Origin of the sequence: Streptomyces sp. NBC_00078 (genome assembly GCF_026343335.1) — a bacterium.
Taxonomy (GTDB): Bacteria; Actinomycetota; Actinomycetes; order Streptomycetales; family Streptomycetaceae; genus Streptomyces.
This window is the reverse complement of record NZ_JAPELX010000001.1, coordinates 1,823,362-1,845,577: the sequence shown is the minus strand read 5'-3', so window position 1 is coordinate 1,845,577 and position 22,216 is coordinate 1,823,362. Positions and strand designations below refer to the sequence as shown.

The window sequence follows — 22,216 nt, the reverse complement described above, 5'->3', positions numbered from 1 at the left end:
TCGCGACTTAATTTCGCTATGTGGTTGGGTAGAGGTGGCGTAGTTTCACGCGTGCGTCGTCGGTGGTGAAGTGCCAGTCGACTTGGCGCTGGTTGCTGTTGGTGTGCTGCTGCCAGGCGGCGAGTTCGGCGTTGAGCACGGCGAGGTCGTCGATGCGGCGGTCCAGGCACTGGCGGGTGAGCGCGGAGAGCTCGATCTCGGCGATGTTGAGCCAGGACCCGTGTTTGGGGGTGTGGTGGATCTCCAGGCGCTGGGCCAGCGCGAAGGCCTTTGCCGGGTCGAACGCTTCGTAGAGCGAGGCGGTGGTGTGGGTGTTGAGGTTGTCCATCACCAGCACGACCGTGGCGGCGTCGGGATAGTCCACGGTCAGCAGGTGCTCGACCTGGTGCGCCCAGTCGACCCTGGTCCGGCGGGGCCGGGCGTCGACGCGCCGCCATCCGCGCAGCGGCTCGACCCAGCAGAAGATCGAGCAGGTCCCCGAGCGGACGTACTCGTTGTCCTCACGCCGGTCACGGCCCGGCTGCGCGGGAAGCGGATCGCGGACGTGGCCGAGGAGCTGGTACGGCTTCTCGTCCATGCACACCACCGGGCGCGCCGGATCGAAGGGTCGGTGGTAGACCGCCAGGACGTCCTCCATCGCCGCGGCGAAGGCCGCATTCGCAGCCGGCGGAATGGTCCAGCACTTCTTCACATGAGGACGCAGTTCCGTTTTTTAACACCCGGCCGATGGTGGAGTGGTCCAGATCCGGGATGTCCTCGACCAGCGCGACGTGCTTCTCCAGCAGGCGCAGCGACCACCTGGCGTGTCCTTTGGGCGGCGTCGAGCAGGCCAGCGCGATCAGCCTCGCCTCGACCTCGCCGGTCACCACAGAGGGCACCGGCGGGAGTGCGCGTTCCTTCCGGCCGACCGTGGCCCACACATCGCCGCCGGTCTCCGCGTAGCGCTTCGAGATCAGGCGGACCGAATCGCACGAGACCCCGACCCGGTCCGCGATCACCGCCCGCGGATCGACCTCACCGACCGAGGTGTCCAGCGCGAGCAGTACCCGCGCCCGCCTGATCATCGACGCGCTGCGGACCCCCGTCGTCGTCACACGCTCCAACGCCCGACGATCTTCGGCGCTCAACGCGACCGGATACTTCTTCTGCGAGGACACGGCACCCCTGCCCAGCCGAACGGAAGCGACAAGCGAAGCTCGCCCGACCCCAACTCCACCAACCAGCACGACACTTAGTCGCGACAGTCTACTAGTGCTCTGACCACATTGGTTCGCCGGGTTGGTGGTCGGGGCGGTTGGATGTGCGGTGACGTCCGATCCGAGTGCTGGGGGTGCGGTGGCTGAGCCTGTCCGCGTGCGCAGGTTGACCGACCAGGAGGGGCAGAAGCTGCAGCAGATCGTGCGCCGGGGCAGCACCAGTTCGGTGCGCTTCCGACGCGCGATGATGCTACTGGCGTCGGCTGGCGGGAACCGGGTCCCGGTGATCGCCCAGCTGGTGCAGGCCGACGAGGACACAGTCCGGGATGTGATCCACCGGTTCAACGAGATCGGCCTGGCCTGTCTGGACCCTCGGTGGGCGGGAGGCCGTCCCCGCCTGCTCAGTCCTGACGACGAGGACTTCGTCGTCCAGACGGCCACCACCCGCCCGACCAAGCTCGGCCAGCCCTTCACCCGCTGGTCCATCCGCAAACTCGCCGCCTACCTGCGGAAAGTCCATGGGCGGGTCATCCGCATCGGTCGCGAGGCATTACGCCGTCTGCTCGCCCGCCGCGGCATCACCTTCCAGCGCACCAAGACGTGGAAGGAGTCCCCGGACCCCGACCGCGAGGCAAAGCTGGACCGGATCGAGGAGGTCCTGGACCGCTTCCCGGACCGGGTCTTCGCGTTCGACGAGTTCGGCCCGCTCGGAATCCGCCCCACCGGCGGTGCGTGCTGGGCTCCCGCCAGTCATCCCGAGCGGCACCCGGCGACCTACCACCGCACCCACGGCGTCAGGTACTTCCACGGCTGCTATTCGGTCGGCGACGACACGCTCTGGGGCGTCAACCGCCGGAAGAAGGGGGCCGCGAACACCCTGGCCGCGCTCAGGTCGATCCGGGCCGCCCGCCCGGACGGCGCCCCGATCTACGTCATCCTGGACAACCTGTCCGCCCACAAGGGCGAGACGATCCGCCGCTGGGCGAAGAAGAACCGCGTCGAGCTGTGCTTCACGCCGACATACGCGTCCTGGGCCAACCCGATCGAGGCGCACTTCGGACCGTTGCGGCAGTTCACCGTCGCGAACTCCAACCACCGCAACCACACCGTGCAGACCCGGGCCCTGCACGCCTATCTGCGCTGGCGCAACGCGAATGCCCGTCACCCCGACGTGCTGGCAGCCCAGCGCCGCGAGCGCGCTCGCATCCGCAGCGAGAAGGGCATCCGTTGGGGCGGACGTCCCCTCGCCGATGCCGCTTGACCGGCCGGATATCTTTCCCGGCCGAGTCCTAGCAGTAGCCGTCCACGCTGGCGCCGACTGGAGCGAGGTTGGGCCAGGGACGCCCTGCTCTGTCGGAGGCAGCGGACCGTAGGAGGTCAAGAAGAGTGCACCCTGGGTAGCCCCGGAAGCTCGCGTAGGTGCCCCGGTAGTAGCAGTTCCAGTAGCTCACGACCCGCCGTTGCGTGCGTGCGAAGAAGGCCGGGTTGTCCACGATGAACTGCCCGTAAGCGAGGTGGCCGCAGGTGCCGGGCGTGGCGAGGCCACGGAGCTCATCGCAGATGACCACCAGGATTTCCAAGACGTACTCGCCAACCAGCTGCACGACGAAGGGGACGACCCATGGGTCCGTGGAACCAACGACCTTCTCCAGATGACGCTGTCTGACCACCCCGTCGCAGTGCCTTGAGTACAGACAGTGCAGAAGCTGCCGTTGGCGCGACGAAAGCGACGCCACCGCGTCAGTTGGCGGCTCGCCGTTGTAGAGGCGGCCGGGGATCAAAACCTGCTGGCCCTCTACAGCGACCGAGAACGAGGCATGCGGCGGGAACCGAGAATCAGGCATCACCGCCAGGACTGCCTCGGCATCGCTTGCAAGCTCGGCTGGGAACGCCGTGACCAACGGATTGCTGCTGTCGGAAAGCGGCTGCACGAGCCGAGCATAGGCGGATGCCACGGCCAGGTAGCCGGCATCAATGGCCACACACCCGCTCAACCCGGCGAAGGTATGCGGTCAGAGCACTAGATCAGGGCGAACTGGCCCTCGGGTCCCTCCTCGTGGTGATCGAGGACTGAAGCCGGCTTCCGTGTCGTCTCCGGCGCCGGAAGCACTCCGGCCTTGTGCAGTTCGGAGGCGGTGACGGGTGCCGTCATCGTCAACTCCTCCTGCTGTGAACGCAGTTCGGCCAGCAGGGCCAGGACCGTGATCAGCTCCAGCAGCTCCGAGGTCCACGTCTGCGGCCATGTCGTCGGCCGGATCGCCGTCAGGGTTCCCGGCTCTGCCCGCGCCGTGCGGGCCGTGAACCACTGCTCCAGGACCCGGACGCCGGCCGCCTCGAAGTCCCAGGCCTCGGGCGGCACCGGGGAGATGCGGCCGTCGTCGAGCAGCAGCGTCTCCTCGTCGCGGTCGTAGTCGATGGTGAGCGGCCGTGACGGCAGCGGGGCGCGCACATACGGCCTGCGGCCCCCCGGCAGCTTGGGACGGTCGCCGTCCCGGCGCATCAGCCAGAGAGTGCGGCGGCCCAACTCCACCCCGCGAGACCAGAGTTCCGCGTCCTCGGTGAGCGGGACCGTCAGGTCGGGCCGTACGGCCGAGAGCGTCCAGGCGAGGAAGTCCGGCGCCGTGGGGGAGTGGCCGAGCCGGGCGCCCAGGTGGTCCAGCAGCCCTGGCGTCAGGTTGGGTTCCGTGCCGCCGGGGCGGCGGTACAGGGGGCGGATGCGGCCGGGGCGGAGCAGGGAGAGGCAGGACGTGGCCAGGACGCGGGGGGCGGCCGTCTCCGACGGGGTCTCCACCATGAAGATCTGCTGCTTGTCGGCCACCCGCCACAGCTCGGGACGGGCCGCGTCGATCAGCCGGTGGTCGGGGATCAGCCACTGCTCGTCGAACGGGGCGTGCAGGACCCGTACGGGGTCCGGGCAGGGGCCCGAGGCACGGATCAGCTTCTCGGTGCCGCTCGACTGCCCCGGGAGCCGGCCGACCGCCGTGTGCAGGGTGCGCGAGCGGCTCGGCTCGAACAAGGCCTCCCGGTCGGGGCCCTCGGCCTTCAGCAGGGCGTCCCAGCGGGCTTTCAGGGAGGTGGCGTCGGGGCCCGTCGGCCACCCCCGGCCGAGCCGCGGCGGTGCGACGGACCACGGCATGAGGTCCGCCAGCAGCGGAGCGTCGTCGTGCGTCACGCTGGGCATCGTACGGCGTGGTACGGACACTGCGGTCATGTGGCGTCCAGGGTCACCGTGAAGGAGAAACGGTCGCCGCGGTAGTGGATCACCGCCGCGTCCAGGACTCTTCCCTGCGCGTCGTAGGTCACACCCGTGTAGTGCAGGATCGGGCTGAGCAGCGGCACTTGGAGCAGCCGGGCGGTCTCCGGATCCGCCAGACGGGCCTCCACGGTGTCCGTGATGCGGCTGATGTCCGCCAGCATCACGTCACGCAGCACCTTGGTCATCGGCCAGCGCAGCAGGTCCGACGGGTCGATGCGGGCGGCCAGTTCGGGCCGGACGTAGTTGCGGGCGTGGTTGGTCGGCTCGCCCGTCTTCTCGTCGCAGCGCAGGCGGTGGTACGTGCCCACCTCGTCCATCTCCGGGAAGTACTCGGCGAGTTCGGGCGGCACGGGCGCCGGGCCGTGGTCCAGCAGTTCGGTCGTCATCCCGGACTGCTGGGCCACGATGGCGTCCACCGAGCCGAGCAGGCGGACCGGGGCGCCCCTTCTCGCCTGCGGTTCGATGAACGTGCCCCGGCGGCGGTGGCGCGTGATCAGGCCCTCGTCCTCCAGTTCCTTGAGCGCCTGCCGCATGGTCAGCACACTGACCCCGTAGTGCCCGGCCAGCTGCTCCTCGGTGGGCAGTCGCAGCGGGTCCCGGGGCGAGCGGCCGAGTATCGAGGCGCGCAGGGACTGCGACACCTGGTACCAGAGCGGCAGCTTGCGGTTCAGGACGATCGAGTCCGGGGCGAAGGAGGTCACGAGGCCATCCGTACCGGTAGTGAATCTTCAGTGCAAGGGGCGGAAATGCCGCTCCAGGCCCTGCCACACGTCGTCGTAGCGCTGCTGCAGGTGCTCCGCGCCCGCCGCGTGCGGGGTGAGCGTCACCGGCCAGCGCGTCTCGAACATGAACGCCAGCCCGTCGTCCACCTTCTGCGGCTTCAGCTCGACCGCACTCGCCCGGTCGAACGTCTCCCGGTCCGGACCGTGCGCCGACATCATGTTGTGCAGCGACCCGCCGCCCGGCACGAAGCCCCCCTTCCCGGCGGTCTTGGCGTCGTAGGCGCCCTCGATCAGACCCATGTACTCGCTCATCACGTTCCGGTGGAAGTACGGCGGCCGGAACGTGTCCTCGCCGACCAGCCAGCGCGGCGCGAAGACGACGAAGTCCACGCCGGCCAGACCCGGGGTGTCGGACGGCGACGTCAGGACGGTGAAGATCGACGGATCGGGGTGGTCGTAGGAGATGGTGCCGATGGAGTTGAAGCGGCGCAGGTCGTAGACGTACGGCACGTGGTTGCCGTGCCAGGCGACCACGTCGAGCGGCGAGTGGTCGTACACCGCCGTCCAGAGGTTGCCGCAGAACTTGTTCACGACCTCCACCGGGCCCGCCGTATCCGTATCGTCCTCGTACGCGGCGACGGGGGCCCGGAAGTCGCGGGCGTTGGCGAGGCCGTTGGCGCCGATCGGGCCGAGGTCGGGGAGGCCGAAGGGCGCCCCGTAGTTCTCGCACACGTAACCGCGGGCAAAGGCATCCAGCAGCTCCACACGGAAGCGCACCCCGCGTGGAACCAGTGCCACATGTCCCGGTTCCACATGCAGCAGCCCCAACTCGGTGCGAAGCAGCAGTCCGCCGCGCTCCGGGACGATCAGCAGCTCCCCGTCCGCATCGCTGAAGACGCGCTCCATCGACGAGTCGGCGTGGTACAGGTGCACTGCCATGCCGGCGCGCTGCGTGGCGTCGCCGTTGCCGCCGAGGGTCCACAGGCCCGCGAGGAAGTCCGTGCCGGACGCGGGTTCGGGCAGCGGGTCCCAGCGCAGGCGGTTGGGGTCGGGCACCGACTCGGTGAAGGGGGCCGTACGGATCGCGCCGTTGTCCGTGCGCGTGAACGCCGGGTGCGCGGCGGACGGGCGGATCCGGTAGAGCCACGAGCGCCGGTTGTGGGCCCGCGGCTCGGTGAACGCCGTACCGCTGAGCTGTTCCGCGTACAGCCCGAGGGGCGCGCGCTGTGGCGAGTTGCGGCCCACGGGCAGGGCGCCGGGCACGGCCTCGGAGCTGTGCTCGTTGCCGAAACCGGTCAGGTAGGTCAGCCCCTCGGCCGTCTTGCGCGCTCCCCCGCGCTCGAACCCACTCGCGCGGGCGGTACCCCCATCGCTCATCGTCGCTCCCTTGCGAACTGCCGCGGCCTGATTCCTGCGTATCTGATTCCTATGTATCACCGTAGGATTGCGGTTTCGCCGGCGCAAGGGGGCCTGGGGCCTCCTCACCAGGAAGGAACCGGGGAGGAACGAGAACCAGACTCCAGGGGGATCCGTCTGCCGGGCCGGTGTTCTACTCTCCCGGGCATGTCGTGGACGCGGGGTCTGTTTGCCGCGCTCGCGGTCTGTGTCCTGCTGCTGACCGGATCCGCGAGCTGCGGCTCCGGTGATGCCCGCGAGGGGAAGAACGGGGAGGCGGTCTCTCCGGTGGGCAAGGTCCTGAACCATACGGACAAAGAGGGCCGGCACTACCGTGAGGTCCTGAAGAAGGGCGCGCCCGAGGTCGCCATCGAGGTGCAGCCGGACGTCCATGACACCTGGGACGTCCGCCTGACCGTCCGCAACTTCCGCTTCTCTCCCGGCGATGCGTCGCCGCGCGCGGTGGCGGCCCGGGGCGTCGCCTACGTCTTCGTCGACGACCGTCTCGTCACCCGGCTCCACGGCCTCACGTACCGCCTCCCGGCGCGGCTCGTGCCCCGTGGTACGCACCATGTCACCGCCCGGCTGTACGCCGACGACGGCACCGTGTGGGCGGTGGAGGGGCAGCCCGTAGAGAGCACGGCCGACATCACGGCGTCCGAGGCGGCGGGCGCGCCGAGCGGCAGCCCGGACGCGCGCGTATTGAGTGCACCCGGCATGTATACGCGTACTGGGGGGCGAGGTTCTCCGGAGCGCGCCGGAAAGGCATCATGAAGCCCGTGCCCCATGCGACATCGCTACGCCGTGCGCCTGTGCAGCGGCGCAGTGCCGAACGGCTGACCAAAATCCTCGACGCCTGCGCCGACCTCCTCGACGAGGTCGGTTACGACGACCTGAGCACCCGGGCCGTGGCCCAGCGCGCCCAGGTCCCCATCGGCTCGGTCTACCGCTTCTTCGGCAACAAGCGGCAGATGGCCGACGCGCTCGCCCAGCGCAACCTGGAGCGCTTCACCGAGCAGGTCACCGAGCGGCTGAAGTCGGCCGGTGACGGGGGCTGGCGCTCGGCGATGGACGCCGTCCTCGACGAGTACCTGGCCATGAAGCGCACCGCCCCCGGCTTCTCCCTCGTCGACTTCGGCAACCAGATCCCGGTCGGCGCCCGGGGCGCCGAACCCAACCACCGTGTCGCCGACCGCCTCACCGACCTGCTCTCCGGCTACCTCGACCGGGAGCCGGACGAGGATCTGCGCCGCGCCTTCCTCATCGCCGTGGAGACCGCCGACACCCTGGTCCACCTGGCCTTCAGGGTGGCGCCCGGGGGTGACCCGAAGATCATCGACGAGGCGCGGGAGCTGTTGCGGGCCTATCTGGCGCGAGTGCTGGACTGAGAGGCGTCCGAGAGCGGTCCCGGAGCAGGCCGAGGGCGGTCCCGGAGCGGTCCGAGGGTCGTCCCGGAGCGGGCGGCCGAGAGCGGTCCGTTGTGCGCCTCGCAGATTTCCGACCTCATCCCCGACGCGGCCTCCCGCTCGTGCATACCAGTCGGTATGCTCGGTCGGACCCAGCGTCGCCGCCCACCGGGAGGACCCGTGTCCCGCACCGCTCTGCGTATCTGTCCCCTGTGCGAGGCCACCTGCGGGCTGACCCTCACCATCGAGGGCACCCGGGTCACCGGCGCCCGCGGTGATCGCGACGACGTGTTCAGCAAGGGGTTCATCTGCCCCAAGGGCGCCTCGTTCGGTGCCGTCGACGGCGACCCCGACCGGCTGCGCACCCCGCTCGTGCGCAAGGACGGTGAGCTGCGCGAGGCCACCTGGGAGGAGGCCTTCGACGCGGTCGCCGCGGGCCTGAGGCCCGTCGTCGAGCGGCACGGCCCGCACGCGGTGGGCGTCGTCCTCGGCAACCCCAACGTGCACACGATGGCCGGCGCCCTCTACCCGCCCGTGCTGCTCACCGGCCTCGGCACCCGCAGCGTCTTCACCGCGTCCACCGTCGACCAGATGCCCAAGCACGTCTCCAGCGGCCTTCTGTTCGGCGACGCGAACGCGATCCCCGTGCCGGACCTGGACCACACCGACCATCTGCTCCTCATCGGCGCCAACCCCCTGGAGTCCAACGGCAGTCTGTGCACCGCCGCCGACTTCCCCGGCAAGCTCAAGGCCCTCAAGTCCCGCGGCGGCACCCTCACCGTCATCGACCCGCGCCGCACCCGCACCGCGAAACTCGCCGACCGGCACCTCGCGATCCGCCCCGGCGCCGACGCGCTCCTCCTCGCGGCCATGACGTACGTCCTGTTCGAGGAGGGTCTCGTCGATCCCGGGGAGCTGACCCCGCACCTCCAGGGCCTCGACGAACTGCGCGAAGCCGTAAGGGACTTCACCCCCGAAGCCGTCGCCGCGGCCTGCGACGTGGACGCCGACGTGACGCGCGCCCTCGCCCGTGAACTCGCCGCCGCCCCCACCGCCGCCGTGTACGGCCGCATCGGCAGCTGCACCGTCCCGTACGGCACCCTCGGCAGCTGGCTCGTCGACGTCCTCAACATCCTCACCGGCAACCTCGACCGCCCCGGCGGCGCTCTCTTCCCGCAGGCGGCGACCGACAGGACGCCCCGCCCGGCCGGACCGAGCCACGGCTTCACGCTCGGCCGCTGGCACTCGCGGGTGAGCGAACACCCCGAGGCCAAGGGCGAGTTGCCGCTCTCCGCGCTCGCCGAGGAGATCGACACCGCGACCGAGCGGGGCGAGCCGATCCGGGCCCTCGTCGCCGTCGCCGCCAACCCGGTGCTGTCCGCGCCCGACGGCGACCGGCTCGACAAGGCCCTGGACTCCCTGGACTTCATGGTCAGCGTCGACCCCTACCTGAACGAGACCTCGCGCCACGCCCATGTCGTCCTGCCGCCGCCCCCGCCCTCCCAGAGCCCGCACCACGACTTCGCCTTCAACACCCTCGCCGTACGCAACCAGGTCCGCTACACCCGCCCCGCCGTCCCCCTGGAGCCCGGCCGCCTCGCCGAGACCGAGATCCTCGCCCGGCTGGTCCTGGCGGCCACCGGCATGCACGGCGCCGATCCGTCCGCCGTCGACGACATGGTGATCGCGCAGACCCTCGGCAAGGCGGTCAAGGAGCCGCACTCCCCGGTGCACGCCCGCGACCCGAAGGAACTCGCCGCGGCGCTCACCGGTGTGAGCGGCCCCGAGCGACGGCTCGACATGATGCTGCGCCTCGGCCCCTACGGCGACGGCTTCGGCGTACGGCCGGACGGGCTGAGCCTGGAGCGGCTCCTCGCGCACCCGCACGGCATCGACCTCGGTCCGCTGCGGTCCCGCCTCCCGCAGCCGCTGAAGACCACGAGCGGCAAGGTCGAACTGCTGCCGCAGCCGATTGCAGACGATCTGCCGCGGCTGCGGGCGGCCATGGACCGGCTCCCGGACGAACTCGTCCTCGTCGGCCGCCGGCACCTGCGCTCCAACAACAGCTGGATGCACAACGTCCCCGCCCTCACCGGCGGCACCAACCGCTGCACCCTGCACATCCACCCCGAGGACGCCGAGCGGCTCGGCGTGCGGGACGGCGCCGCCGTACGCGTGAAGGGCGCCGGCGGAGAGGTGACCGCCCCCGCGGAGGTCACCGACGGCGTGCGCCCCGGGGTCGTGAGCCTGCCGCACGGCTGGGGCCACGACCGGCCCGGCACCCGGCTGAGCCATGCCGCCACCGACCCCGGCGTCAACGTCAACCAGCTCCTCGACGGCAGCCTGCTCGACCCGCTCTCGGGCAACGCCGTCCTCAACGGAGTGCCGGTCGAAATCACCGCTGTGGCCGAGATGGTCATGCCTCTGACCTGAGCAAAGCCCTGACCTGCAGTTTTGCGCTTATTGCTCACACGTCAACGTCTTGTTAACGCCGTTTGAACGGACCTAACGTCGTCGCACCGCCTGCCCGGTGGGATGTTCAAGGGCGAACGTTAGGTATCCACTCATGCTGACCATCCTCGGCTTCGCCATGATCGCGACCTTCCTGGTCCTGATCATGCTGAAGAAGATGTCGCCGATCGCGGCGCTCGTGCTGATCCCAGCACTGTTCTGCGTCTTCGTCGGGAAGGGAGCGAAGCTCGGCGACTACGTCCTCGACGGCGTCACCAGCCTCGCCCCCACCGCGGCGATGCTCATGTTCGCGATCGTCTACTTCGGCGTGATGATCGACGTAGGCCTGTTCGATCCGATCGTTCGGGCCATCCTGAAGTTCTGCAAGGCCGACCCGCTGCGGATCGTGGTCGGCACGGCCGTCCTCGCCGCGATCGTCTCGCTCGACGGCGACGGCTCGACCACCTTCATGATCACCGTCTCGGCGATGTACCCGCTGTACAAGCGCCTGAAGATGAGCCTGGTCGTGATGACCGGTGTCGCCGCCATGGCCAACGGGGTGATGAACACCCTGCCGTGGGGCGGCCCGACCGCCCGCGCCGCCACCGCGCTCAAGCTCGACGCGAGCGACATCTTCGTCCCGATGATCCCGGCGCTCGCCACGGGCCTGGTGTTCGTCCTCGCGCTCTCGTACGTCCTCGGGCGCCGCGAGCGCAAGCGGCTCGGCGTGCTGACGCTGGACGAGGCGCTGGTGGAGGAGAAGGAGCACGAGACGGAGACCGTGCTGGTCGGCTCCGGTTCCGGTTCCGGCAAGTCCCTTGCGCGCACCGGCGGTTCGGGCTCGGGCACCGACGCGGAGCTGCCCGAGGAGGAGGATGAGGGCTTCCAGGGCCTCGACCCCGAGCGGGCCACCCTGCGCCCCAGGCTGTACTGGTTCAACGCACTGCTCACGGTGACGCTCCTCACCGCCATGATCATGGAGTGGCTGCCGATCCCGGTGCTGTTCCTGCTCGGTGCCGCGCTCGCCCTGACGGTCAACTTCCCCCACATGCCCGACCAGAAGGCCCGCATCGCCGCCCACGCGGAGAACGTCCTCAACGTCTCCGGCATGGTCTTCGCCGCCGCCGTCTTCACCGGCGTCCTGCAGGGCACCGGCATGGTCGACCACATGGCCAAGTGGCTGGTCGAGAACATCCCCGACGGCATGGGCCCGCACATGGCCTTCGTCACCGGCATCCTGAGCATCCCGCTCACGTACTTCATGTCGAACGACGGCTTCTACTTCGGCATCCTGCCGGTGCTCGCCGAGGCCGGCCAGGCCCACGGCGTCTCGTCCCTGGAGATCGCCCGCGCCTCGCTCATCGCCCAGCCGCTGCACATGTCGAGCCCGCTCGTCCCGGCCGTCTACGTCCTGGTGGGCATGGCCAAGGTCGAGTTCGGCGACCACACCAGGTTCGTCGTGAAGTGGGCCGTGCTCACCTCACTGGTGATCCTCGGGGCGGGAATCCTCTACGGCATCATCTGATCCGGCCCGCAGGCCGTCCGGTCTGGTCCGCCCGGCGGGCGGTCCGGTCTGGTCCGGCCGAGCACGGTCTGATTCCGGCCCGCACATCGTCTGGAGGACTTCACCATGAGGCCCGGTGGGAACCGCGGCTGGCTGCTCCGCCTCGTCATCGCCTTCGGCTTCGCGCAGGGGGCGGTGTCGATGGCCCGGCCCGCCGTCTCCGACGCTGTTGGTTAATTCGGGCCCGTGCGTGACGTCGGCTCCCAAGACCCGGTTGTGGTCTTGGGAGCCGACGTTGTCGTATGGGGTGGGTGTCGATGTCTATGCAGCCGAAGGGGTCGGGGGAAATCCCGGCGGAGACGGTGCGGGTGGCGCGGGCCGCGTTCCCGAAGGGGAGCCTGGCGATCCGGGTCCGGGACGAGCTGGGGCCGCTGTTCACCGACGAGGAGTTCGCCGATCTGTTCCCGGCGCGGGGGAAGCCCGCCTGGTCACCGGGCCGGCTCGCGCTGGTGCTGGTGTTGCAGTTCGTCGAGGGGCTCACCGACCGGCAGGCCGCCGAGGCGGTGCGGGCGCGGATCGACTTCAAATACGCCCTCGCGCTGGAACTGGCTGATCCTGGCTTCGACTTCTCGGTGCTGTCAGAGTTCCGGGACCGTCTCATCGATGCGGAGGCTGGCAGGCGGGTGCTGGACGGCATCCTGCACGCGGCCCGGGACAAGGGACTGCTCAAGACCGCCGGTCGGGCTCGCACTGACTCCACGCATGTGCAGTCCGCGGCACGGGAGCTGTGCTGGCTGGAGATGGTCGCGGAAACGCTCCGTTCGGCGTTAAACACGCTCGCGCAGGCGGCCCCCGACTGGCTGGTGGAGATCGCCGAGCCCGATTGGTTCCGGCATTACGCCACCCGGGCCGAGGACTCCCGGTTTCCCAAGGCCCACGCCAAACAGGAGGAGGTCGGCCGGCGGATCGGGACGGACGGGACGCGACTGCTTGAGGCCGTCTTCTCGCCCCAGGCACCGGCCGCACTGCGGGAGCTGGAGCAGGTGAAGGTCCTGCGGCAGATGTGGGTCCAGCACTTCCACCTGACCGGGGGCGAGGTGCGGCGGCGGGACCCAAAAGACCGCCCGCCGGGCGCGAAGCGCCTGGTCACGCCCTATGACCCCGAAGCCAGGGGCAGCAAGAAACGCGACATCCTCTGGGACGGATACAAGACCCATCTCACCGAGACCTGCGAGCCGGACACCCCGAATTTGATCACGAACGTGGCCACGACCGACGCCACCGTCCCCGACAGCGTGATGAGCGAGACGATCCACAACGGCCTCACCGAACGGGACTGCCTGCCCGGCGAGCACTGGGTCGACACCGGATATGCCACCGCCGCCCAGATCGCGGCCGCCCGCCGTGAGCACGGCATCGAGTTGCACGGACCGCTGCAAGCCGTCACCGTCGCCCAGGCGAAGAACGGCAGCGGCTACGACCAGGACGCCTTCACCATCGACTGGGACCAGCAGCACGTCACCTGCCCAAACGGAGCCACCAGCACCCAGTGGGCCCTGCGCAGCTCTCAGCAGCAGCTCCCCGTGATCCGGGTCAGGTTCTCCCCGGCCGACTGCCGCCACTGCCCCGCACTGCGGGACTGCGTCAGCTCGCCCAAGGCCGAACGCAGGGAACTCACCCTGCGGCAGCACGACGAGCACCAGACCCTTCAACGCCACCGCGCTCTCCAGCAGACCGACGGCTGGAAGGACCGCTACAAAATCCGCGCCGGAGCCGAAGGCACCATCTCCCAGGCAGTCGGGCGCTGCGGCCTGCGCAGATCCCGCTACCGGGGCCTGGCGAAGACCAGTCTTCAGCACCAACTCACCGGCGCCGCCATCAACCTCGCCCGCATCGACGCCCACCTCACCGAAACACCCCGGGCCCGCACCCGCACCAGCCACTTCGCAGCACTTCGCCCCGCCGACCAGAAGATCGACGGGGCGAAGCAACAGGCCCCGAATTAACCAACAGCGTCCGCCGTCTCCTACCGGGCCCTCGCGCTGGGCGCCGACGAGCGGGCGGTCGGCGTCATCGCGGGCGTCTACGCCCTCCTCCCGCTCTTCGCCGCCGTACCGCTGGGCCGTCGCACCGACCACGGCCGCTGCGCACCGCTGCTGCCGGTGGGCGTGGTCCTGATGGCGGGCGGCTGCGCGCTGAGCGGCATGGCGGGCTCCCTGTGGGCGATGGCGGTCTGGAGCGGAGTGATGGGCCTCGGCCACCTCTGCTTCGTGATCGGCTCCCAGTCCCTCGTCGCCCGTCAGTCCGCCGCGCACGAACAGGACCGCAACTTCGGCCACTTCACCATCGGCGCCTCGCTCGGCCAGCTGGTCGGCCCGATCGCCGCGGGCACGCTCATCGGCGGCCCGGACATGGCCCGTACCAGCGCGCTGGCCCTCGTGGTGGCGGGCGCCGGGGCAGCCGTCGCGTTCACCTCGCTGTGGCGCATCGAGGACCGTACGGCGGTGAAGTCCCGGGCGGGAGAAGCGGTTCGCGTGCCGGTCGGGGGCATCCTGCGTGCCCGGGGCGTGCCCGCGGGCATGCTGATCAGCCTCTCGGTGCTGTCGGCCACCGACATCCTCACCGCCTATCTGCCGGTGGTCGGCGAGCACCGGGGCATCGCGCCGTCGGTGATCGGTGTGCTGCTGAGCGTGCGAGCGGGGGCCACCATCGCCTGCCGTCTGGTTCTCACCCCGCTGCTGCGGCTGCTCGGCCGGCCGGCGCTGCTGACCGTGACCTGTCTGGCGGCGGCCCTGCTGTGCGCCGGGGTCGCACTGCCGATGCCGGTGTGGGCGCTCGGTGCACTGCTGGCCGCCCTCGGCTTCTGCCTCGGCGTCGGCCAGCCCCTGTCCATGACGACCGTCGTCCAGGCCGCCCCGGACGGCGCGCGCTCCACGGCGCTCGCGCTGCGTCTGACCGGCAACCGCCTCGGTCAGGTCGCCGCGCCGGCCGCGGCGGGCCTGGTCGCGGGGGTCGCGGGCGTGGCGGCGCCGTTCGTGATGCTCGGGGCGCTCCTGTTGCTCTCGGCGGGCAGTGCGCTGCGTGCCCCGGCCGCCCCGGGCGGCGACCAGGTCGCCCGGACCGCATCGGACGGGCGCCCGGTCAGAAGCCGATTGCGCCGGTCGAGCGATATCTGACGGCGCGTCGGGTGACGTTGCCGCAGGACGAGGGCTGGATGTGAAAGAGAGTCAGGTGAAAGAGCGATTTGTATGAAAATCGTCTGACTCGGAGGAACGTCCATGCCCACCTTGATGCCCCCGTCCGCCGGCGCCCGTCTCGGCGCCGTCGCCCTCACCGTACTCACCGCGGCCGGGGCTTCCTGGTTCGCGCCAACGGCCGCTGTGGCCGCCCCCGGCGACGGTGCCGACATCAGGATCCACGAGGAGCGCGTGCCCTACGGTGTCTCGAAGGACGACCCCGCGGTCTGCAGGTTCTACCTCGACGCCGCGAACTTCGGCGACGTGAGCCTTGTCTCGTACTCCATCACGGCACAGCCCCCGCTGCCCACCGCGGCCACCGTGAGCGGCACGATCTCCCTCGCCGGCGGCGCCGGTCACACCGACACCCTGGGGCTGGCCGACGGCAGGTACACGCTTCAGTGGACCTTCACACCCCTCACGCCGCCCAACGCACTGCCCGTCCGCTCCAAGGAAAAGGTCTTCGCCGTCGACTGCCACAGCAAGCACGACCCGGAACGGGGCCAGCAGGGCCCCAACCGGACGATCGAGGACCACGGTGGTCCGGGCGGCCACCAGGACGGCGGGCCGAGGGGCGGCGTCCACGCCGGGGGCGGCGGTCTCGTCGACACCGTGCAGTCGTACAACCCGCTGAGCGCGGCCGCGGGCGTCGGACTGGTGGCGGTCGGCGGAGCCGTCTACATCCGGGTGCTGCGGCGCCGCCGCTCCCACGGTGCCGCGTAGGCGCAGACGCAGGCCCTGGTACCGGACCCGCGCCTACCGCCTCGCCAGGACGGCCATGATCGTGGCCGTCCTGGTGACGGTCGTGCGGTGCGGGGGGCACCACCACCCGGCCGCGCCCGTCCGGGCCGGGGGGCCGGCGCCCGCCGAGGCACCTGCCGACCCGGCCCCCGGCGTCGCCGACGGACGCCCCCGGGCCGTCGAGCCGACGCCCTCGGCCAAGCCCGCCCCGCCGCCCCGGCCGCTGCCCCGGTCGCCGGCGACCAGCCTGCGCGTACCGTCCCTGGGGATCGACGCGCCGATCGTCGCGGTGCGGGTCGGCCCCGACCGCCAGCTCGGCACCCCGCCGCTGGACAGACCCAAGCTCGTCGGCTGGTACCAGGACGGGCCCTCACCGGGCGAGACCGGCACGGCCATCGCCGTCGGCCACCGTGACACGAGGACCGGCGCCGCCGTCTTCGCCGCTCTCGCGCAGGTGCCCCCCGGCGGCCGGATCGAGGCCCGGCGCGCCGACGGCCGGACCGCGGTCTACACCGTGGACCGCGTACGGGTCTACGACAAGGCCCGCTTCCCCGACAAGGAGGTGTACGGCCCGAGCCGGCGCCCCGAGCTGCGCGTGCTCACCTGCGGTGGTCTCTTCAGCCGCCGGACGGGCTACAGCAGCAACGTCGTCGTCTTCGCGCATCTGACGGCGACCCGCTGAGCCGGCTGAACGCGTGCGTCCGCTTTCTCGCTGGGCGGAACGAGGGGGCCGATTCCGTCCTGCGTCTTCCCCTGGCCGCGTACAGTCCGTTAACTTCCGTGACTCACAGCCCGTACGACCCGCACGGGCCATCCGACCGCGGAGCATCAGCGCTCGCTCAGTACGCCCCCGGGGGCAGTGTCATGACACGCGCCATCTCGCTGCACGACGTGAGCAAGACCTACACGCGAGGCGTTCGCGTGGTGGACCAGATGTCGCTGGACATCAGACCGGGTGAGTTCCTCGTGCTGCTCGGTCCGTCCGGCTGCGGCAAATCCACCGTGCTCAGAATGATCGCCGGGCTGGAGGAGATCACGGAGGGCAAGCTGCTGCTGGACGGCGAGTACTCCAACGACCTGTTCCCGTCCGACCGGAACATGGCGATGGTCTTCCAGAACTTCGCCCTCTACCCGAACATGACGAGCCGCGGGAACATCGGCTTCCCGCTGCGCGTCGAGAGCCCCGGCGAGGACCCGCGCTCGCGCGTGGACGCCACCGCCCGCATGCTCGGCATCGAGGACCTCCTGGAGCGCTTCCCCAGCCAGCTCTCAGGCGGCGAACGCCAGCGCGTCGCCATGGGCCGGGCCATCGCCCGCCACCCCTCCGCCTTCCTGATGGATGAGCCGCTGTCCAACCTCGACGCCAAGCTCCGCAACCATCTGCGGGCCGAGATCTCCAAGCTCACCCGCGAGTTGGGCGTCACCACCATCTACGTCACCCACGACCAGGCCGAGGCCATGTCGCTCGGAGACCGGGTCGCCGTGCTGCGCGGCGGGGTGCTCCAGCAGGTCGGCACCCCGCGTGTGGTCTACGCCCTGCCCCGTAACGTCTTCGTCGCCGCCTTCATCGGCACCCCGCGCATCAACCTGCTGCGCGGCCTGGTCCGTGCCCCGCTCGACGGCGCGATGACCATCAGCCTCGGCAAGCAGTATCTGCGGCTGCCCGAACCCCTGTGCCTGGACCACCAGTTGCTGCGCGTGCAGCAGGGCCGGGAGGTGATCGTCGGGCTGCGTTCGGAGGCCGTGCGCATCGCCGAGCGCTCCTCCGCCCGCCCCGGCGAGGTGCCGATCACCGGCCTGGTGGAGCACGTGGAGTTCCAGGGCCACGAGGTCCTGGTCCACTTCAACACCGGCTCCCGGCCCGCCGTCGTACCCGACCTCGAGGCGCCGCGGCCCGCCGCACGGTCCTCCCGGCGCCGCCGACGGGACGGCGGCCCGACCGTCCTGGAGCGCATGCGGGAGCGCGCGGGCGCCCTGCGGGCGGGCCCGGTGGTGGTCATGGACGAGCCGGAGGACGCCCGCCTTGCCCAGCCCGCCTCCTCCGAGCCCCGCCTGCCCGGGGACCTGGTCGTGCGCACCACCCCCGACATCGAACTCCGCCACGGAATGCAGGTCCCGCTCCTGGTCGACATCGCCCATCTGTTCGTCTTCGACCGGCACGGCGAGCGCATCTGCCCGTCCCCGGCGCGGCTGCCGGACCTGGACGGGTAGGCCTCCGGCGAGGGGGTGCCTGGCGTCCGAAAACTATCGCCGCTAGTTTATGTGTCGGCAGGTCGGTAGGTTTGACACGGACGACGCACCCACGCGGACGACGCACCCCGCCCCCGGAGGAGCACGATGAAGGCACACGACGGGATGTACATCGACGGCGCCTGGCGCCCCGCCACGGGCGGGGAGGTCATCGAGGTCGTCAGCCCGGTCGACGAGCAGGTGATCGGCCGGGTCCCGGCCGGCACCGCCGACGACATCGACACCGCCGTACGGGCCGCCCGCGCCGCCCTCCCGGCCTGGGCCGCGACCCCTCCGGCCGAGCGGGCCGCGCGGCTGGCCGCCCTCAGGGACGTACTCGTGGCCCGCAAGGACGAGATCGCCGAGACGGTCACCGCCGAACTCGGCTCGCCCCTGCAGTTCTCGCGGTACGTCCACGCCGCCGTACCGATCGCGGTCGCGGGCTCGTACGCCGAGCTGGCGGCGGCCTACGCCTTCGAGGAGAAGGCCGGCACCTCGATCGTCCACCTGGAGCCGGTCGGGGTCGTCGGCGCGATCACGCCCTGGAACTACCCGCTGCACCAGGTCGTCGCCAAGGTCGCCCCGGCGCTCGCGGCCGGCTGCACGGTGGTGCTCAAACCCGCCGAGGACACCCCGCTGGTCGCCCAGTTGTTCGCCGAGGCGGTGCATGAGGCGGGTGTCCCGGCAGGCGTTTTCAACCTTGTCACCGGCCACGGGCCGGTCGCCGGACAGGCCCTCGCCGAGCACCCGGACGTCGACCTGGTCTCCTTCACCGGTTCGACCGCGGTGGGCCGGCGGATCGGCGCGGCCGCGGGCGCGGCCGTGAAGAGGGTCGCCCTGGAGCTGGGCGGCAAGTCCGCCAACGTCATCCTGCCGAGCGCCGACCTGGCCAAGGCGGTCAACGTCGGCGTGGCCAACGTCATGTCCAACTCCGGGCAGACGTGCAGCGCCTGGACGCGGATGCTGGTGCACCGGGACCGGTACGAGGAGGCGGTCGCTCTCGCCGCCACCGCCGCCGCCAAGTACGGCGAGCGCATCGGCCCCGTGGTGAACGCCAAGCAGCAGGCGCGGGTGCGGGGCTACATCGAGAAGGGCGTGGCGGAGGGGGCCAGGCTGGTGGCCGGTGGCCCTCAATCACCGCGCGAACAGGGCTACTTCGTCTCCCCGACCGTCTTCGCGGACGTGACACCCGAGATGACGGTCGCCCAGGAGGAGATCTTCGGCCCGGTCCTGTCGATCCTCCCGTACGACGACGAGGAGGACGCCCTGCGCATCGCCAACGGCACGGTCTACGGCCTCGCGGGAGCCGTCTGGGCCGGCGACGAGGCGGAGGCGGTGGCCTTCGCGCGCCGCATGGAGACCGGCCAGGTCGACATCAACGGCGGCCGCTTCAACCCCCTTGCCCCCTTCGGCGGTTACAAGCAGTCGGGCGTCGGCCGCGAACTCGGCACGCACGGCCTCGCCGAGTACCTCCAGACCAAGTCCCTGCAGTTCTGAGGAGCCTATCCGTGGTTCGCGCAGCAGTACTTCCCGGCGTAGGCGCTCCGCTGGAGATCACCGACATCGACCTCCCGGCCCCCGGCCCCGGCCAGGTCCGCGTCCGGCTCGCCGCGGCCGGGGTGTGCCACTCCGACCTGTCCCTGTCCGACGGGACCATGCGGGTGCCGGTCCCGGCCGTCCTCGGCCACGAGGGCGCCGGCACGGTCGTCGCCGTCGGCGAAGGCGTCACGCATGTCTCACCCGGCGCCGAGGTCGTCCTCAACTGGGCTCCGTCCTGCGGTAGTTGCCACGCCTGCTCGCTCGGCGAGGTGTGGCTGTGCGCCAACGCCCTGAACGGCGCCGCGGACGTGTACGCCCACCGTGCCTCGGACGGCTCCGACCTCCACCCCGGCCTGAACGTCGCCGCGTTCGCCGAGGAGACGGTCGTGTCCCAGGGCTGCGTCCTGCCCCTGCCCGAGGGGGTTCCCCTCACCGACGCGGCCCTCCTGGGCTGCGCGGTCCTCACCGGTTACGGCGCCGTCCACCACTCGGCGCAGGTCCGGCCGGGCGAGACGGTCGCGGTGTACGGCGTCGGGGGAGTGGGCCTGGCGGCCCTCCAGGCGGCCCGGATCGCGGGCGCCGCACGCATCGTCGCCGTCGACGTCTCCCCGGAGAAGGAGGAGCTGGCGCGCGCGGCGGGCGCCACGGACTACGTCCTCGCCTCCGAGACGACGGCCCGCGAGATCCGGGGCCTGACGGACAAGCAGGGCGTCGACGTGGCCATCGAGTGCGTGGGCCGCGCGCAGACGATCCGCACGGCCTGGGACTCCACCCGCCGCGGCGGCCGTACGACGGTGGTCGGCATCGGAGGCAAGGACCAGCAGGTCACCTTCAACGCCCTGGAGATCTTCCACTGGGGCCGGACCCTGGCGGGGTGCGTGTACGGCAACTCGGACCCGGCGAGGGACCTGCCGCTGCTGGCCGAGCACGTACGGGCGGGCCGTCTGGACCTCGGCGCACTGGTGACCGAGCGGATCGGCCTGGACGGAATCCCGGCGGCGTTCGAGAACATGCTGGCGGGCAAGGGCGGACGGGCGCTTGTCGTCTTCTAGCCCGTCCGGCGACTGAGGGCGAGGCCGTCCAGGCCGAGGGGCATCTGGGGGCGTGGCCCCCAGATGCCCGGTACACCCACCATGCACACCCGTTGACCCCATACCGTCCGGTCAGTATGTTCCCGGGAACGTCCCCCCGCACCCACTGGAGTGTGCACACATGGACACGTTCCCCTCCGCTCACCCCACTCCCACCCCGACCGCCCTCCCCACGGTCAACCGCCGCCGTGTCGCCACCGCCGCGGCGCTCGCCTCGGCAGTCGAGTGGTACGACTACTTCGTCTTCGGCATAGCCGCCGCCCTCGTCCTCGGTGACCTGTACTTCCCGGCCGGCAACCCCACCGCCGGAGTACTCGCCGCCTTCGCCACCTTCGCCGTCGGCTTCCTGGCCCGCCCGATCGGCGGCATCATCGCCGGCCAGCTCGGCGACAAGCGGGGCCGCAAGCCGATGCTGGTCCTCGCGCTCACGCTCATGGGCGTCGCCACCACCGGCATCGGCCTGCTGCCGACGTACGACACGATCGGCGTCGCCGCACCGATCCTGCTCGTCCTGCTGCGCGTCGTGCAGGGCGTCGCGGTCGGCGCGCAGTGGGGCGGCGCGATGCTGCTGGCCACCGAGTACGCCCCCGAGGGCAAGCGCGGTGTCTACGGCAGCGTCGTCCAACTCGGCGTCCCCATCGGCGTGGTGACCGCCAACTCGGTCTTCCTGATCGCCGGGGCGTTCACCACCGACTCCGCGTTCGCGGCCTGGGGCTGGCGACTGCCGTTCCTGGCCGGCCTGCTGGTCCTCGCCCTCGCCTGGTACATCCACCGGCACGTCGAGGAGACCCCCGAATTCCGGGAGGCCGAACGGCAGCTGGCGGAGAAGGAGAAGTCCGAGCAGAACTCGCCGCTGCGCGCGATCCTGCGCGAACACCTTGGCACCGTGTTCCTGGCCGGCGGCTCCTTCGCCGTGAACACCGCGACCTTCTACATCCTGATCACCGGCGTCCTCGACTACACGACCCGTGACCTGGGCATGAAGCGGGACGCGGTGCTCACCGTCTCCCTCTGCGTCAGCCTCACCCAGCTCGTGCTGATCCCGGCCGCCGCCGCCCTCTCCGACCGCGTCGGCCGCATCAGGATCTATGCGTTCGGCGCGGTCGGCATCGCCCTGTGGGCCGTACCGATGTTCTTGCTGATCGACACCGGTTCACTGCTGTGGCTGGCGGTCGGCACGTTCGTCGCAGGCTGCTTCCTCAGCATCATGTACGGCCCCCAGGCCGCCCTGTTCGCCGAGCTGTTCACGCCCGGGATGCGCTACACGGGAGCCTCCCTCGGCTACCAGATCGCCGCCGTGCTCGGCGGCGGCCTCGCGCCCTTCGTGATGGTGCTGCTGCTGGAGGCGACGGGCACCTCCATGGCCGTGTCCGGCTACATCATCGCCCTCGCCGTGATCGCCCTGCTGTCCATCAAGGTCCTTGCGGGCAGGGTGCGTTCAGGCTGATCG

At 70.9% G+C, this 22,216-nt stretch carries 17 protein-coding genes and 2 pseudogenes; 13 read left to right on the top strand and 6 right to left on the bottom strand.

All coding sequences use genetic code 11. The features are described 5' to 3' along the window. Positions 1-16: 16 nt before the first annotated feature. Both OOK07_RS08555 and OOK07_RS08550 read right to left on the bottom strand, forming a co-directional pair. Positions 17-691 (bottom strand): IS630 family transposase, encoded by a 675-nt coding sequence (locus OOK07_RS08555; RefSeq protein ID WP_266675648.1) that lies wholly within the window; start codon positions 689-691, stop codon positions 17-19. Between the two features lie 82 nt (positions 692-773). Next, a pseudogene (locus OOK07_RS08550) lies at positions 774-1,064 on the bottom strand (helix-turn-helix domain-containing protein); the annotation flags it as partial. 271 nt (positions 1,065-1,335) lie between these two features. On the opposite strand from OOK07_RS08550, the gene OOK07_RS08545 reads away from it, so the two are divergent. Continuing rightward, on the top strand, positions 1,336-2,457 hold the full coding sequence (locus OOK07_RS08545) for an IS630 family transposase (protein ID WP_323182926.1): 1,122 nt from the start codon (positions 1,336-1,338) through the stop codon (positions 2,455-2,457). Between the two features lie 28 nt (positions 2,458-2,485). Here the strand turns inward: OOK07_RS08545 and OOK07_RS08540 are convergent, their stop codons facing one another. From OOK07_RS08540 to hmgA, 4 genes are all read right to left on the bottom strand, one after another. Then, positions 2,486-3,127: a hypothetical protein gene (locus tag OOK07_RS08540; RefSeq protein ID WP_266795180.1), complete on the bottom strand. Its 642-nt coding sequence runs from the start codon at positions 3,125-3,127 to the stop codon at positions 2,486-2,488. 89 nt (positions 3,128-3,216) lie between these two features. After that, the gene (locus OOK07_RS08535) at positions 3,217-4,377 is read right to left on the bottom strand and encodes a type ISP restriction/modification enzyme (protein WP_266795775.1); all 1,161 of its coding nucleotides are present in this window, start codon (positions 4,375-4,377) and stop codon (positions 3,217-3,219) included. 26 nt (positions 4,378-4,403) lie between these two features. Beyond that, a complete protein-coding gene (locus OOK07_RS08530; protein WP_266678445.1) occupies positions 4,404-5,153 on the bottom strand; it encodes a GntR family transcriptional regulator in 750 nt (249 codons plus the stop codon). Between the two features lie 27 nt (positions 5,154-5,180). Then, positions 5,181-6,551 carry a homogentisate 1,2-dioxygenase gene (gene hmgA, locus OOK07_RS08525; RefSeq protein ID WP_266795773.1) on the bottom strand — a complete coding sequence of 457 codons (1,371 nt, stop codon included), beginning with the start codon at positions 6,549-6,551 and terminating at the stop codon, positions 5,181-5,183. Between the two features lie 186 nt (positions 6,552-6,737). Here hmgA and OOK07_RS08520 point away from each other — a divergent pair, with 186 nt between their 5' ends. The 12 genes and pseudogenes from OOK07_RS08520 to OOK07_RS08460 all read left to right on the top strand — a co-directional run bounded on the left by OOK07_RS08520 (position 6,738) and on the right by OOK07_RS08460 (position 22,213). Continuing rightward, complete coding sequence (locus OOK07_RS08520; RefSeq protein WP_266795771.1) at positions 6,738-7,343, top strand: hypothetical protein; 606 nt, start codon at positions 6,738-6,740, stop codon at positions 7,341-7,343. Next, complete coding sequence (locus OOK07_RS08515) at positions 7,340-7,957, top strand: TetR/AcrR family transcriptional regulator (RefSeq protein ID WP_266795769.1); 618 nt, start codon at positions 7,340-7,342, stop codon at positions 7,955-7,957. The genes OOK07_RS08520 and OOK07_RS08515 overlap by 4 nt, the downstream gene beginning before the upstream one ends. Before the next feature lie 198 nt (positions 7,958-8,155). Beyond that, positions 8,156-10,408 (top strand): molybdopterin oxidoreductase family protein, encoded by a 2,253-nt coding sequence (locus OOK07_RS08510; protein ID WP_266795767.1) that lies wholly within the window; start codon positions 8,156-8,158, stop codon positions 10,406-10,408. A 133-nt stretch (positions 10,409-10,541) separates the two neighbouring features. Then, a complete protein-coding gene (locus tag OOK07_RS08505; RefSeq protein WP_266678435.1) occupies positions 10,542-11,951 on the top strand; it encodes a CitMHS family transporter in 1,410 nt (469 codons plus the stop codon). Positions 11,952-12,247: 296 nt separating this feature from the next. Beyond that, complete coding sequence (locus tag OOK07_RS08495; protein WP_266794665.1) at positions 12,248-13,936, top strand: IS1182 family transposase; 1,689 nt, start codon at positions 12,248-12,250, stop codon at positions 13,934-13,936. Positions 13,937-13,948: 12 nt separating this feature from the next. Further along, positions 13,949-15,106, top strand: a pseudogene (locus OOK07_RS08490) (MFS transporter); the annotation flags it as partial. Positions 15,107-15,208: 102 nt separating this feature from the next. After that, positions 15,209-15,889 carry a hypothetical protein gene (locus OOK07_RS08485; RefSeq protein WP_266678426.1) on the top strand — a complete coding sequence of 227 codons (681 nt, stop codon included), beginning with the start codon at positions 15,209-15,211 and terminating at the stop codon, positions 15,887-15,889. Between the two features lie 55 nt (positions 15,890-15,944). Next, positions 15,945-16,589, top strand: coding sequence for a class F sortase (locus tag OOK07_RS08480; protein ID WP_266678424.1), 645 nt, complete (start codon positions 15,945-15,947; stop codon positions 16,587-16,589). 182 nt (positions 16,590-16,771) lie between these two features. Continuing rightward, entirely contained in the window at positions 16,772-18,118 is a 1,347-nt protein-coding gene (locus OOK07_RS08475; protein WP_266678422.1) for an ABC transporter ATP-binding protein, read from the top strand. Positions 18,119-18,244: 126 nt separating this feature from the next. Beyond that, positions 18,245-19,633, top strand: a complete 1,389-nt coding sequence (locus OOK07_RS08470; RefSeq protein WP_266795765.1) for an aldehyde dehydrogenase family protein — start codon at positions 18,245-18,247, stop codon at positions 19,631-19,633. An 11-nt stretch (positions 19,634-19,644) separates the two neighbouring features. Further along, positions 19,645-20,727: a Zn-dependent alcohol dehydrogenase gene (locus OOK07_RS08465; protein ID WP_266678418.1), complete on the top strand. Its 1,083-nt coding sequence runs from the start codon at positions 19,645-19,647 to the stop codon at positions 20,725-20,727. Positions 20,728-20,887: 160 nt separating this feature from the next. Then, on the top strand, positions 20,888-22,213 hold the full coding sequence (locus OOK07_RS08460) for an MFS transporter (RefSeq protein ID WP_266678416.1): 1,326 nt from the start codon (positions 20,888-20,890) through the stop codon (positions 22,211-22,213). Positions 22,214-22,216 lie beyond the last annotated feature (3 nt).